The sequence below is a fragment of the Gemmatimonadota bacterium genome, from assembly GCA_016720805.1.
Classification (GTDB): Bacteria; Gemmatimonadota; Gemmatimonadetes; order Gemmatimonadales; family GWC2-71-9; genus Palsa-1233.
Window position 1 is genome coordinate 86,658 of record JADKJZ010000015.1, and the last position, 13,343, is coordinate 100,000.

11 protein-coding genes and 1 tRNA gene are annotated in these 13,343 nt (G+C 67.3%); 9 read left to right on the forward strand and 3 right to left on the reverse strand.

From position 1 onward, the window contains the following. Positions 1–190 precede the first annotated feature (190 nt). The 3 genes from IPP98_15840 (at position 191) to IPP98_15850 (ending at position 2,158) form a co-directional block, all read left to right on the forward strand. A tRNA-Arg gene (locus IPP98_15840) sits at positions 191–265 on the forward strand. Positions 266–419: 154 nt separating this feature from the next. Next, complete coding sequence (locus tag IPP98_15845) at positions 420–803, forward strand: TM2 domain-containing protein (protein ID MBL0180561.1); 384 nt, start codon at positions 420–422, stop codon at positions 801–803. Then, positions 800–2,158 (forward strand): MATE family efflux transporter, encoded by a 1,359-nt coding sequence (locus tag IPP98_15850; protein ID MBL0180562.1) that lies wholly within the window; start codon positions 800–802, stop codon positions 2,156–2,158. Before IPP98_15845 ends, IPP98_15850 begins: the two co-directional genes overlap by 4 nt. Before the next feature lie 5 nt (positions 2,159–2,163). On the opposite strand, the gene ypdA is transcribed toward IPP98_15850, so the two are convergent. Both ypdA and IPP98_15860 read right to left on the reverse strand, forming a co-directional pair. Beyond that, complete coding sequence (gene ypdA, locus IPP98_15855) at positions 2,164–3,198, reverse strand: YpdA family putative bacillithiol disulfide reductase (GenBank protein ID MBL0180563.1); 1,035 nt, start codon at positions 3,196–3,198, stop codon at positions 2,164–2,166. Next, entirely contained in the window at positions 3,195–4,559 is a 1,365-nt protein-coding gene (locus IPP98_15860) for an alkaline phosphatase family protein (GenBank protein MBL0180564.1), read from the reverse strand. The genes ypdA and IPP98_15860 overlap by 4 nt, the downstream gene beginning before the upstream one ends. 183 nt (positions 4,560–4,742) lie before the next feature. Here IPP98_15860 and IPP98_15865 point away from each other — a divergent pair, with 183 nt between their 5' ends. The 6 genes from IPP98_15865 (at position 4,743) to apaG (ending at position 11,481) form a co-directional block, all read left to right on the forward strand. Further along, positions 4,743–5,645: a hypothetical protein gene (locus IPP98_15865; GenBank protein MBL0180565.1), complete on the forward strand. Its 903-nt coding sequence runs from the start codon at positions 4,743–4,745 to the stop codon at positions 5,643–5,645. After that, the gene (locus tag IPP98_15870; protein MBL0180566.1) at positions 5,645–7,678 is read left to right on the forward strand and encodes an acetoacetate--CoA ligase; all 2,034 of its coding nucleotides are present in this window, start codon (positions 5,645–5,647) and stop codon (positions 7,676–7,678) included. The genes IPP98_15865 and IPP98_15870 overlap by 1 nt, the downstream gene beginning before the upstream one ends. A gap of 36 nt (positions 7,679–7,714) precedes the next feature. Then, entirely contained in the window at positions 7,715–8,641 is a 927-nt protein-coding gene (locus IPP98_15875) for a phenylalanine 4-monooxygenase (GenBank protein MBL0180567.1), read from the forward strand. A 102-nt stretch (positions 8,642–8,743) separates the two neighbouring features. Then, a complete protein-coding gene (gene hppD / locus IPP98_15880) occupies positions 8,744–9,871 on the forward strand; it encodes a 4-hydroxyphenylpyruvate dioxygenase (protein ID MBL0180568.1) in 1,128 nt (375 codons plus the stop codon). A gap of 1 nt (position 9,872) precedes the next feature. Continuing rightward, positions 9,873–11,066, forward strand: a complete 1,194-nt coding sequence (locus IPP98_15885; protein ID MBL0180569.1) for a homogentisate 1,2-dioxygenase — start codon at positions 9,873–9,875, stop codon at positions 11,064–11,066. A gap of 16 nt (positions 11,067–11,082) precedes the next feature. Then, on the forward strand, positions 11,083–11,481 hold the full coding sequence (gene apaG / locus IPP98_15890) for a Co2+/Mg2+ efflux protein ApaG (protein MBL0180570.1): 399 nt from the start codon (positions 11,083–11,085) through the stop codon (positions 11,479–11,481). A 190-nt stretch (positions 11,482–11,671) separates the two neighbouring features. Here the strand turns inward: apaG and IPP98_15895 are convergent, their stop codons facing one another. Next, a complete protein-coding gene (locus IPP98_15895; GenBank protein ID MBL0180571.1) occupies positions 11,672–13,225 on the reverse strand; it encodes an STAS domain-containing protein in 1,554 nt (517 codons plus the stop codon). Positions 13,226–13,343: the final 118 nt, after the last annotated feature.

Sequence of the window (13,343 nt, forward strand, 5' to 3'; positions counted from 1 at the left end):
CCGTAACGACATCGACCCGATGAAGCCCCGGACGACGCTCGATTATCATGGATGGGCCGATGTGCCGTATTGGGAGCCCGGGCCCTGACGAAGGAGCGGTTCCGGGAGAGCTCCACGCCGAGCCGCCGGGGTCGAGTCGCCCAAGGGCGAAGAAGCCCAGGAGAGGAAGGCGGCAGAAGGCCGCGAAAGGGCCCCCGTAGCTCAGCTGGATTAGAGCACGGGCCTTCTAATCCCGGGGTCGCAGGTTCGAGTCCTGCCGGGGGCATTTGTAACCAGAATCTGTAACCAGTGCATTGTCGCCCCCGCAAAGCCAGCAGTGGCGCGGGGCATGATGGGTGGATAACGTGAGCCCGCCATCCTTCTAAGCTGCCGGTCGCAGGTTCGACTCCTGCCGGGCGCACTCTCAGCCAAGCCAGAGCATGACCGACGATCTCTTCGCCTCACCAAAATCCAGACTCGTCGCCCAGCTGCTCGCCGTCTTCCTCGGCGTCTTCGGCGCGCACCGCTTTTACGTCGGCAAGGTCCAGACCGGCATCCTCCAGGCGTGCACGCTTGGCGGCCTCGGGCTCTGGTACCTCTACGACAACATCCTGATCGCCGCCGGCTCATTCCGCGACGCCGAGGGGAATCTGGTGGCCAACTGGGAGCCCGAGAGCGACCGCCTGATTCCGCCGGGGACAGCGGCCGCGATCTTCGACGAGCTGGACGCACTCCGCGCCGAGGTCACCGAGCTCCACGATCGGGTGGCATTCGCCGAGCGGATGATCGAACCGCCTGCCCGGCGCGACTCGACCCAGGCGTGACCGCTGGCGCCCTGCCGGCGTCGGTGTCCCCTCCCAACGCATATCGGCCGCTCCTCCGCCTGGCCCTCCCCATTGTCGGCGTCAACGTCGGCATGATGCTGATGGGCGTGGTCGACACCGTCATGGTCGGCCGCCTCTCGCCGCAGGCACTCGCTGCCGTCGCGCTCGGCAATCTGTACGGCATGGCGGTGCTGATGTTCGGCCTCGGCATCCTCCTCTCCCTCGATCCGGTGCTGTCGCAGGCGCACGGCGCCGGTGAGGACGAGACGGTCGCGCTTGGGGTGCAGCGTGGTGTCGTGTTGGCCATTGTCCTGTCCGTGCCGCTCGCCGGCGTGATGTGGTTCGCCGAGCCGTTCCTGCGGCTCGTGCGGCAGCCGGCGGATGTCGTGCCGCTCGCGGGCACCTACTGTCGCGTGCTGATTCCCGGCGTCCTCCCGTTCCTGCTCTTCACGGTCGGGCGACAGACGATGCAGGTGCTTCACCGGGTCCAGCCGGTGCTCTGGACCATTCTGGTTGCCAACCTCGTCAACGTCGGCCTGAACTATTGGCTGATCTTCGGTGGCGCCGGCGTGTCGCCACTCGGCGTGGCCGGCTCCGCGGCCGCCACGGCCGCGTCACGCGTGGTGATGATCGTCCTGCTGCTGTTCCTCGCTCGGCGCGAGTTGGGTCCGATGCTCCGCCCGGTGCGGCCGCGGCTGCTGCAGGCGGCGCCGTTCGCGACGATGCTGCGCATCGGGGTGCCGATTGCGCTGCAGGTCGAGATCGAGATGGCGGCGTTCTCGATCGTCGGCCTGCTGATGGGGATGTTCGGCACGGTGCAGGTGGCTGGCCATCAGATTGCGCTCAATCTCGCGTCGCTCACCTTCATGGTGCCGATGGGCGTCGGCATGGCGGCGTCGGTGTTGATCGGGCAGGCGGTGGGGCGGGGCGATCGGGCGGCGCTGCGTGCGGGGACGCGCGCCGCGCTCGTGGTGGGCGCCGGCTTCATGGTGCTGACCGGTCTCCTCTTCCTGCTGGTGCCGCACTGGATCGCCGCCTTCTACACCAACGCCGAACCGGTGGTGGCCTTCGCGGCGGTGCTACTGCCGATTGCCGGAATCTTCCAGGTCTTCGATGGCATTCAGGTGGTGTGCATCGGCGTGCTGCGCGGTTTGGGTGATACCCACACCCCGATGCTCGTCAACCTCGTCGGCTTCGGCATGCTCGGCCTCGCAACCTCGACCTGGCTGGCGTACCGCACCTCGCTTGGGCCCATTGGCCTCTGGTGGGGGCTCGTCGTTGGTCTCGCGGCCGTCGCGTTGATTCTGCTGCACCGGGTGCGTGCGGCGCTGAGGCGGCCGCTGCAGCGGGTGTAGCGCCCCTACTCGCCCACCGGCCGCGGTGACGCCTGGTACTTCTGCTCCGCCGCCTGCCGACTGCCCTGATCACCAAAAATCTTCTCGCCGTCGTAGCGGCCATTCTCGATGAAGACCTCCGAGATGAACCGCCCCGCGCCCACGCTCCCCGCCAGATAGATCCCCGGCACGCTCGACTCGAGCGTCTCCGCGTTCATGAGTGGCCGGTCGCCGGCGTCGTCGAAGGCGATGCCGAGCTGACGCTGCAGGGCAAAGTCCGGGTGATAGCCCGTGAGCGCGTACACCCGGTCCGCCGGTACGTTGACCGTTGTTTCGTCGGCCGTACGAATCCGCACTTCGGTCGGCGTGATCGCCAACACTTCCGCGCCCATGTGTGCCGCGATCTCACCCGCCGCAATCCGGTTCTCGAGGTCCGGTCGCAGCCAGTACTTCAGGCTCGGTTTGAACGCCTCGCGCCGATACACCAGCGTCACCCGCGCACCCGCCCGGAAGCACTGCAGCGCCGTCTCGACCGCCGAGTTCTTCCCGCCGATGACCACCACATCGAGGCCGGCCGTCACATGCGGTTCGTCGAACCAGTGTGACACGTGCGGCAACGACTCCCCCGGAACGTCGAGCATGTTCGCGTGATCGAAGTAGCCGGTGGCCAGCACCAGTCGCTCGCAGCGCACCGTCCGCGGCCCGGCAGCGGTGCCCAGCGTGCACTCGATGCGCCCGTCGCGCCGCTCCGCATGCACCAAGCGCGTGTACGGCTGTACTGCGAGCTTCTCGGCGCGCACCACCCCACGGTAGTAGCTCAGCGCCTCCTCACGCGTTGCCTTGGCACCACTCGTCACGAGTGGGTGATCGCCGATCTCGAGTCGCTCCGGAGTCGTGAAGAAGATCATCCCGATGGGATAGCGGACGATTGCGTCGGCAATCGCGCCGGCGTCGATCACCAGCGCGCCCACGCCACGGCGCTTCGCCGCAATCGCGCAGGCGAGGCCGATCGGTCCGGCGCCGACAATCAGCGCCTCGACTTCCATGGGGAGTGGCTTCACTTCAGCTCCGAGGCCGGAATCGCCCGCTTCCAGCGGACCGCGCCGGTGCGATCCTGAATCGTGATGGTCAGCACCCGCTCCTTCAGTGGACCGGTGACCTCGAGCAGGCCGAAGTTGCGTTCACTGACGATCGTGCCGTCCACGCGGTACGCGTTCGGTTCGGTCTTCCACCCGGTCGACGGCCCCGCCGTGAGGGGCGACACAGTGAGGTCGTAGAGAGGGTAGCTGCCGCCGCGGTCCATCTTGCTCAGCTCGGTCCAGTGCTTGTCGCCGGTCAGGAAGATCACGCCTGGAACACGCTCCTGTTGCAACCGGTCGAGCAGGAAGGTGCGCTCCGCACCATACGTGGCGTAATTCTCGAAGGTCACGGAGTTGTTCACCGTCTGGCCACCGATCACGACCAGCTTGAACGTGGCCCGCGATGCCTTGAGGCCGTTCAGCAGCCACTCGATCTGGTTGCGCCCCAGATAGCTGTGATCGCCCGTCACCCGGCCCTGCCCGTCGCGGTACCAGCGGTTGTCCATCAGGAAGACATCGACGTCGCTCCACCCGAACGTTGACGTCACGCCACCGCCGCCATCGGCCCCGAGCGGAGGATTTCCCCAGAAGAGTTCGAACGCGGCGCGGGTGAGGAAGCGGCCGCCGTAGGAGCGATCGCTGTCGTTGGGGCCGAAGTCGTGGTCGTCCCACGTCGCGTAGTGACTCGTCGCGGCCAGCAGCGGCTGAAGCTCAGGTAGCGAGCGCGAGTGGGTGTAGCGATGGAAGACGCCGGTGCGGGAATCGAAGTCACCCTCGCGCAGGTAGGCATTGTCTCCCATCCAGAGCATCAGGTCCGGACGGCTCCGCGTCACCGCGCCGAGGATGTCGTAGTCGCCGCCGTACGGGGTGCCAGGGCGGTCGAATTCGGGCTCGTTCACGTAGAAGCAGGAGGCCACCGCGATCCGAACCGTCGGCGGGTCGGTGCGGTACTGCCAGAGCGTCGGCGTCGCAAAGCGGAGTGCGTAGGGACGCGGAACTACAACGCCATTGATCCGGAGTTCGTAGCCATACACATGCCCGGGCTTCACGCTGTCGGCCTGGACCTTGGCTACATGGGCCGTGGCAGGGGCGGTTCGGACCGACTCGCTGGTGTAGCGCCGGGTCGGGGCAAGCGAGTCCCAGTAGACAAATTGGACCACGGCCGGCCGGGTGGTCTGCGCCCACAGCGTCACCTCGCGCATCTGGGAGGCACCGACCATCGGTCCGGACTGCAGGATCGGAGTGGTCGCGGGCGTTCCCTGGGCAACGAGCCGGGGGCCGAAGAGCACCGAAGTGGCCAGGAGAACACGGGCCAGAGGAGCAAGGCGAAATGGAGTTTGCATGGTGGTTATGATCGTCCATTGTTGTTTGCGAGCGCAAATCCCGGCGACTGGTCGGGCATCCCGTTCTGCCCCCGACACTACTAAGCTCTAACAGTGCAGCCAACCACGCCATTCACCGTCGGGCCTCCCATCGAGCGAGGCCGTAGTTGGGGTGCGCTCAGCACGAGCGCCGCCCTCCACGTCGTGGTGGTCCTCTGGCTGATCTTCCGCCCCGCCTCGGCGCGCTCGCTCCCGACGATTGAACGGAATCCCGGGGAGGACCGACAGGAGATTGCCTTGGCGCCCCCGGCCAACCCGGCGCCGAAGGCGGAACAGCAGCCCGATCAGCCGCAACCGCAGCCGCAGCCGCAGCAGGAACAGCCCAAGCCGGAACCGCCGAAGAAGTCGACGCCACTCGGTCCGGACTCGAAGAATCCCGACGCGCTCGTCCCCAAGGAAGCGGGGCCGGAGAAGCCGCAGATCGATCCGGATCAGATGAACGTCAACAAGCCGGAGCCGCCCGCCAAGGTGGAGACGCCGCCGGCCGAGCCCGAGGCGGCACCGACCCAGGCCCCCAAGGGGGTGCGCCGCATTGCCACCGCGTCGGATATGGTGAACAATCTGACCGCCAAGGGAGTGCCGCTCGACGACAACGGGAAGCCGCGCGACATCCTCACCGCCGGCACCCGCAACTCGAACACGGCGGTCGCCGCGGCGGCTGGCGCGATGGGTCGCGTCGGGCCGACGCAGCCCGACTACCGCGACTGGCGCCCGTCGTTCCCCGAGGCGGCTGGGCGTTGCGTCGAGATCCCCGATCTCGGCAAGAATCCCGATGGCACTCCGGTACTTGCCACGGTCATCGGGCGCGTGCTCGGCGACGATCACCGGACCCCGCTGGCGGGGGCGCACCTCCAGATTGTTGGCACACCGTTCTCGACCTTCTCCAACGGCAACGGCGAGTATCGTCTCGAGTTCGATCCGAAGTTGCTCGAACGCTGTCGCGTGCAGTACGTGCGCGTGGCGCGCGAGGGCTTCAGCGGTCAGCTGCTCACGCTCTCCATCGGTGAGCGCATCATGAGCGACGACGTGGTGATGCGCCGCCGCTGATGGACGCCGCCATGCCGCAGTGGATTCCGAACCCGGACCGGGTGGCGTCGTCCCATCTGGCGCGCTTCCTCGCCGCCCGCCGTGCCGAAGGGATCGCGCTCCCGCCACACGATGACGCCGAGGCGTTCCACGCCTTGCATGCCTGGTCCGTCGCGGACCCCGCCGCCTTCTGGACAGCGGTGTGGCACGATGGCGACGTCCTCGCCGATCGTCACCCCAACGGCGAAGCGTGGAGCACGGTGGTGGTCGGCCTGGACCAGATGGCGCCACCCGCACCGCAACGTGGCCCGCGGTGGTTCCCCGGCGCCCAACTCAACTTCGCCGAAAATCTGCTCCGCCATGACGGTGACCACGACGCGATCGTCGCCTGGGACGAGCGCGGCGCATTGACGCCGTGGAGTTGGCGCCAACTTCGGGAAATAGTTGCGCGTGCGGCCGCCGGTCTCGCGGCGCTCGGCGTCGGCCCGGGCGACCGCGTGGCCGGCTGGTTGCCGAACATTCCCGAGACCATCGTCGCGATGCTCGCCACCAGCGCCCTCGGTGCCGTGTGGACCTCGTGCTCACCGGACTTCGGCGTCGAGGGGATCGTCGATCGATTCGGGCAGACCACGCCGCGGGTGCTCTTCTTCTGCGACGGCTACGGCTACGGCGGCAAGGTGCACGACTGCGTGGCGCGCGCCGAGGAGTTGCTGCCCCGACTGCCATCGGTCGAGCATGCGGTGATGATCTCGTATCGCGGTGCCGCCATCCTGCCGGACGATCCGCGCATGTCCACGTGGACACAACTCCTCGGTGACGGTCCAACGCCAGCGCTGCGCTTCACACGCCTCCCATTCGATCATCCGCTCTACATCCTCTACTCCTCGGGGACCACCGGCCTGCCGAAGTGCATGGTGCATGGGGCAGGGGGGACGCTGCTGCAGCACCTGAAGGAGCATCGCCTGCACGGCGACCTGCACGCGGGCGAGCGGCTCTTCTATTTCACCACCTGCGGCTGGATGATGTGGAACTGGTTGGTGAGCGGTCTCGCCGTCGGTGCCACGCTGGTGCTGTATGACGGCGCGCCGATGCCCTCGCACGATCCGGCGATCCTCTGGCGACTCGCTGCCGCGGAGCGCGTGCAGCTTTTCGGGACGAGTGCCAAGTATCTCGCCCTCGCCGAGAAGGCGGGGCTCGAGCCGGCGCGAGACTTTGCGCTGGATGCCCTGCGTACCGTCTTCTCCACCGGTTCACCGCTCGCGGCCGAGTCGTTCGACTGGGTGACGCGCGCCGTCGGTGCGGTGCAGGTGGCCTCCATCTCCGGTGGGACCGACATCGTCTCCTGCTTCGTGCTCGGCAACCCGATCTCGCCGGTCTATCGCGGCGAGATCCAGGGACCAGGGTTGGGGATGGCGGTCGAGGTCTTCGATGCGGTGGGGCAGCCGGCACCGATCGGCGAGGCAGGGGAGCTGGTCTGCACGCGGGCCTTTCCGTCGATGCCCGTCGCGTTCTGGCACGACCCGGACGGCGCGCTCTACCGGGCCGCCTATTTCAGCGAGTATCCCGGCGTCTGGCGTCATGGCGACTGGATCACCCGGACGGTGCACGGCGGCTTCGCCATCAGCGGGCGGAGTGACGCCACGCTCAACCCGGGGGGCGTACGCATCGGCACCGCGGAGATCTATCGGCAGGTCGAGACGATTCCCGAGGTGCTGGAGAGCCTGGTGATCGGGCAACGGATCCCCGGCAGCGCGGACGGCGACGTCCGGGTGGTGCTCTTCGTCCGTCTGGTTGAGGGGGCCACGCTGGATGGGGCGCTGGTCGACCGGATCAGCCGCCGGATTCGTCAGGGGGCCTCTCCGCACCACGTCCCGCGCGTGGTGCTGGCCGTCCGGGACATCCCCCGGACCCGGAGTGGCAAGTTGAGCGAGCTGGCGGTCCGCGACGTGGTGGAAGGGCGTCCGGTCAAGAACGTCGGGGCGCTTGCCAACCCCGAGTCGCTGGAGGAATTTCGAGATCGGGCAGAACTGCTCCAGGTCCAGCCTCCCCATTAGTTTTCCATCCGAGTTCCATCCCTCTCGGAGGCCCGTTTGACCACCACCGCGGCAGTCCCCGGCCTCACCACGACCCAAGCGCCATTTATCGAGCAGGCTCAGGCCGAAGGGCGGCTCTATATCGACCAGCCGTACGAGCTCTACTCCGAGGCGAATCACGACGTCTGGCGCAGGCTCTATGCGCGGATGGGGGAGCGGTGGCAGCAGTATGCCAACCATCGCTTCCTCGAGGGGCTGGAAACGCTCTGCCTCGATCCGGAACGGGTGCCGCGCCTCGAGGACGTGAACAAGTTCATGGCGCCGCTGACCGGCTTCCGGGCCAAGGCGGTGAGTGGGTACGTGCCGGCGTACATGTTCTTCGATTGCCTGCGTCAGCGCGCCTTCCCGACCACCATCACGATTCGCGATGGGGCCGTGCTCGACTACCTCCCCGAGCCCGACATCTTCCACGACATCGCCGGCCACGTGCCGATGCACACCGACAAGGCCTTTGCCGACACGCTGGTGATGTTCGGCGAATGTGCCAAGGCGGCGGCAGAGCGGGTGGCGACGATCGAGGATGAGCACGAGCAGTTGCAGGTGCTGACGTCGGTGATCAAGGCAATGGCGCGCTTCTTCTGGTTCACGGTGGAGTTCGGCCTGATGCGTGGCACCACGCCCGGCGAGCTCAAGGTGTATGGCAGCGGCCTGCTGTCGTCCTATGGCGAGATCGCCCACGCGATCGAGTCCCCCGCGGTGCAGCGTTTCCCGCTGCAGCTCGAGTGGGTCGTCAACCAGTACTTCGAGATCGACCATTACCAGCCGTTGCTCTTCGTGGTCGATTCCTTCGAGCACCTGTACGCCGAGATTGAGCGCCTGATCGAGTGGGTGCGGGAGGGACGGCTCGACCACGTCTCCCCAGGCGAGCCGGCCATCAGCGAGGCGGACCTCCGCTCCTTCCTTGTCGCTGCGCGGTCCGCGTGAACCTGCGCGCGCCGCGGCCCGGGCATCGTCGCACCGATCCAGGATGGCAGCGCGTCGCCGACTGCCCCCTTTCGTCTTTCTGAACGCGACCCGGAGTACCTCATGACCGCCACTATCACGCAGCCTGACCTCTCGACCGCGCACGACGCCTTCCCGATCCACGGGACCGACTACATCGAGTACTGGGTCGGCAACGCCAAGCAGTCGATGCTCTACTACTGCTACGCCTTCGGCTACGAGCTGATCGGCTATCGCGGCCCCGAAACCGGTGTCCGTGATCGCGCCTCGTATCTGCTGATGCAGGACAAGATCCGCCTGGTGCTCACCACGCCGATGGGGCCCGAGGGCGAGATCGCCGAGCACATCCACCGTCACGGCGACGGCGTCCGCGACATGGCGTTCTGGGTCGAGGATGCGCGCGCGGCCTACGCGGTGGCCATGGAGCGCGGCGCGGTCTCCGCCGGCGAGCCACGCGTCGAGCGGGACGAACATGGCGAGGTGATCATCGCCGGCATCCGCACCTACGGCGACACGATCCACTCGATCGTCGAGCGGCGCAACTACACCGGGCTCTTCCTGCCGGGGTTCGTCCCGATGACCTCGAGCTACCAGTCGAAGTCGACCGGCCTCAAGTACGTCGACCACTGCGTCGGCAATGTCGAGCTCGGCAAGATGAACAGCTGGGTCGAGTTCTATGAACGCGTCCTCGGTTTCACCAACATCCTGACCTTCGACGACAAGCAGATCACCACCGAATACTCGGCGCTGATGTCGAAGGTGATGAGCAACGGCAACGGACGCATCAAGTTCCCGATCAACGAGCCGGCCAGCGGGAAGAAGAAGTCGCAGATCGAGGAGTACCTGGACTTCTATCGCGGCCCGGGCGTGCAGCACGTCGCGATCGCCACCGACGACATCATCACCACGGTGCGCGATCTCCGCTCGCGCGGCATCGAGTTCCTGCGGGTGCCGGCCGCGTACTACGAGACGGTGCTCGACCGGGTGGGGAAGATCGACGAGGACATCGCGCCGCTGGCGGAGCTGGGCATCCTCGTGGATCGCGACGACGAGGGCTACCTGCTGCAGATCTTCACCAAGCCGGTGCAGGATCGCCCTACGCTCTTCTACGAGATCATCCAGCGGAAGGGCGCCAAGAGCTTCGGGGCCGGCAACTTCAAGGCGCTGTTCGAGGCGATCGAGCGCGAGCAGGACGCGCGGGGGAACCTCTAGCATGCCGATCTATCACCTGATGGGCGAGGTGCCCCGCAAGCGGCACACGGTCTTCCGGCGTCCCGATGGTGGGCTCTATGCCGAGGAGCTGATGGGGCACGAGGGGTTTGTCGGGACCGCTTCGCTACTGTACCACATTCACCCGCCCACCACCGTGCTCTCGGCGCGTCGGTTGCGGCCGATCGTCTGGGAGGCGGACGACGAGACCTCGCTGCGCCACCGCCACTGGCGCACGGCGCAGGCGCCAAAGGGTGGCTCCCTCGTGCTCGACCGCGTGCCGATGCTCTTCAACAGCGACATCGCCATGCTCTGGTCCGAGCCCGATGCCGCCGTCGAGCCGTTCTACCGGAACTCGCAGGCCGATGAAGTCGTCTACGTCGTCGAAGGGGAAGGGGTGCTAGCGTCGGCGTTCGGCATCCTCCCCTTCAAGCCGGGTGACTACGTCGTCATCCATCGCAATATCACCCATCAGTGGCGCTTCGACCGCAGCAAGGGCGCGCCGAAGTTGCTGGTCATGGAGAGCGCCGGGCACGTCCGCTTTCCGACCCGCTATCGCAACAACGTCGGCCAGCTGCTCGAAGGTGCACCGTATTCGGAGCGCGACATCCGCCGGCCGACGCACCTCGAGCCGATCGACGAGCGCGGCGAATTCCCGATCGTCGTGAAGCAGTACAAGGCGCTCAACGAACTGCTGCTCGACCACCACCCGTTCGACGTCGTCGGCTGGGACGGCCACTTCTATCCGTGGGCGTTCAACATCCACGACTTCGAGCCGATCGTCGGGCGCATTCACCAGCCGCCGCCGGTGCACCAGACCTTCCAGGGCGACGGCTTCGTGATCTGTTCGTTCTGCCCGCGGCCGTACGACTTCGACCCGAACGCCATCCCGGCGCCGTACAATCACAGCAACGTCGATTCCGACGAAGTGCTGTTCTACGCGTCGAGCGAGTTCATGAGCCGGAAGGGGATCGAATACGGCAGCGTCACGCACCATCCTGACGGCTTGCCGCACGGCCCGCATCCGGGCCGGGCCGAGGCCAGCATCGGGGCCACGCACACCAACGAGCTGGCAGTGATGATGGACTCGTTCCGGGCGCTCAAGATCGCCAAGGCGTCGCAGCCGTTCGAGGACCTGAATTACCACCGCTCGTGGGTCGAGCAGCAGCACGGCGCCTTCAACCCGCCGACGAGCTGAGACGGGGCGCGCCACGATGCCACGGCGGCTGTATTACGCCATCACCGACGGGATCCGCGTCACCGTCGAGCCGCGCTTCGTGGCGGAACAGTCGCGCCCGTCGATGGGGCACTACGTCTTTGCCTATCGGGTGCGCCTGGAGAACGTCGGTGAACGGGCGGCGCAGTTGCTCGCCCGCCGCTGGCTGATTCACGACGACATCGGGCACGACAGCGAAGTGGCCGGGGAAGGGGTCGTCGGCGAACAGCCGATGCTCCTCCCCGGCAGCGTGTACACCTACCAGTCCTCGGCGGTGCTGCGCGCGTCGAGCGGCTGGATGGAAGGGGAGTACCACCTGGTGCGCCCCGACGGCGAGTCCTTCGACGCGACGATTCCGAGGTTTTATCTGACGGCGGATGAGGTGGCGACCAACTAGGGGCGAGCAGCGAACGGCGAACGGCGAACAGCGGAGAGGGTGAAGCGTAAGAGGTGAAACGGTCGCCATTCGCGATCCCGTTTCACCTTTCACGTCTTACGTCTCGCCGTTCGCCGTTCGCCGTTCGCCGCTCGCTTCTTCCTGCCATCTCCCCACCGCCCGCTCCACGCTCAGCGCCCGCTCCAATCCCTCACGCTGCAATGCAGCGGCGGTGGCGCCCGTCCTTGGTGAGGAACACCACGCGCGTTCCGTGACTCCGGCTCTGTGCCTCGAAATCCTTGAGGATGCGGGCCGTGGTGACGTCGAGTCCGGGAGCGGCAGCGAGGTCGATCAACAACAGCTTCGAGGGGTCGGGGAGAACGTTGAGGGCACGTCGCAGCGTCTCGGCGCCGCCGAAGAAGAGCGGTCCGCGCACCTCGAGCAGGCGGACACCGGCCGGCAGCCAGGCGCGGCGAATCAGCGCCTCGCTGTCGTCCTCCTCATCGCCCGTGATGACGTGCGTGGCGGTGGTCATCTTCTGCACGAAGAGCAGGGCGGCAAGCGCCATCCCCATGCCGATGCCGACGGTGAGGTCGGCCATCACCGTGAAGCCGAAGGTCGTGAGCAGCACGGCGGCGTCGTTGCGCGGGCCGCGCGCCAGCCGGAAGAACGAGTGCCACTCGCCCATGTGCCACGCCACCACCAGCAGGATGCCGGCGAGGGTCGCCATCGGGATGAGTCGAGCGAGCGGGCCGGCCACCAGCAGGATGATCAGCAGGGTGGCGGCGTGCACCAGCCCGGCAATCGGGGTGCGGCCGCCACTGCGGATGTTGGTCGCGGTGCGGGCGATCGCGCCGGTCGCCGGGATGCCGCCGAAGAAGGGCACGGCGAGGTTGGCGATTCCCTGCGCCACCAGTTCGGTGTTGGCCCGGTGGCGGAAGCCGGTCATCGAGTCGGCCACCACGGCCGCCAGCAGCGATTCGATCGCCGCGAGGAGGGCAATGGTCGCCGCCGGCGTGAACAGCTCGCCCAGGCGCTCCAGGGAGACGTGCGGCACGCTCGGCATCGGCAGGCCACGCGGCAGGTCGCCGAAGCGGGAGCCGATGGTTGCCACGTCGAGGTGCAGCAGCGAGACGGCGGCGGTGGTCACCACCAGGGCGACGAACGGCCCCGGGACTCTGATGCCGGTCCGGGGCCAGAGCAGGAGGATCGCCAGGGTGGCCCCGGTGACCCCCACGGCGGTCGGGTCGATCGTGCCGATTGCCCCGGCCAGGACCTGGATCTTCGGGAGGAAGGCGGCCGGGACCTTCTCCACTCCGAGGCCCAAGGCGTCGGCGAGCTGGCCGAGGGCGATGATCAGGGCGATCCCGCTGGTGAAGCCGGTGGTGACGGGGAGGGGGATGTAGCGGATCAGGGCGCCGGCGCCGAGGAGGCCGGCGACGATCAGCATGCCGCCGGCCAGGAGGGTGGCCACCAGGAGGCCGTCGAGGCCGAATCGCTCGATGGTGATGGCCACGAGGACGACGAAGGCGCCGGTCGGGCCGCCAATCTGGACCCGGGAGCCCCCGAAGCCGGCGATCAGGGCACCGGCGATGATGGCGGTGACGAGGCCTTGTTGGGGGGTGACGCCCGAAGCGATGCCGAAGGCGATGGCGAGGGGGAGGGCGACGATGCCGACAATGATGCCGGCGGCGATATCTCGGCCGATTTGTCCGGGGAGGAGCTCCCGGCGGAGATCGACAAGCTGGGGACGGAATCGATACATAAGCTCGCAACATAGCAGGCACTTGCGCGAAAGAAGGGTCTCCTCTAGGTTTGCCGTCCCCCGAGGAACGGGTCGCTGGAAAGAGTGCAGGGGCGGTCGGAAAGCCAGTTGTGACAAG

Excerpts from the sequence above, each read along its gene's own strand:
- IPP98_15845 (MBL0180561.1), top strand. The coding sequence starts at position 420 with ATGACCGACGATCTCTTCGCCTCACCAAAATCCAGACTCGTCGCCCAG.
- apaG (MBL0180570.1), top strand. The coding sequence starts at position 11,083 with ATGCCACGGCGGCTGTATTACGCCATCACCGACGGGATCCGCGTCACC.
- IPP98_15885 (MBL0180569.1), top strand. The coding sequence starts at position 9,873 with ATGCCGATCTATCACCTGATGGGCGAGGTGCCCCGCAAGCGGCACACG.
- IPP98_15870 (MBL0180566.1), top strand. The coding sequence starts at position 5,645 with ATGGACGCCGCCATGCCGCAGTGGATTCCGAACCCGGACCGGGTGGCG.
- IPP98_15860 (MBL0180564.1), bottom strand. The coding sequence starts at position 4,559 with ATGCAAACTCCATTTCGCCTTGCTCCTCTGGCCCGTGTTCTCCTGGCC.
- hppD (MBL0180568.1), top strand. The coding sequence starts at position 8,744 with ATGACCGCCACTATCACGCAGCCTGACCTCTCGACCGCGCACGACGCC.
- IPP98_15895 (MBL0180571.1), bottom strand. The coding sequence starts at position 13,225 with ATGTATCGATTCCGTCCCCAGCTTGTCGATCTCCGCCGGGAGCTCCTC.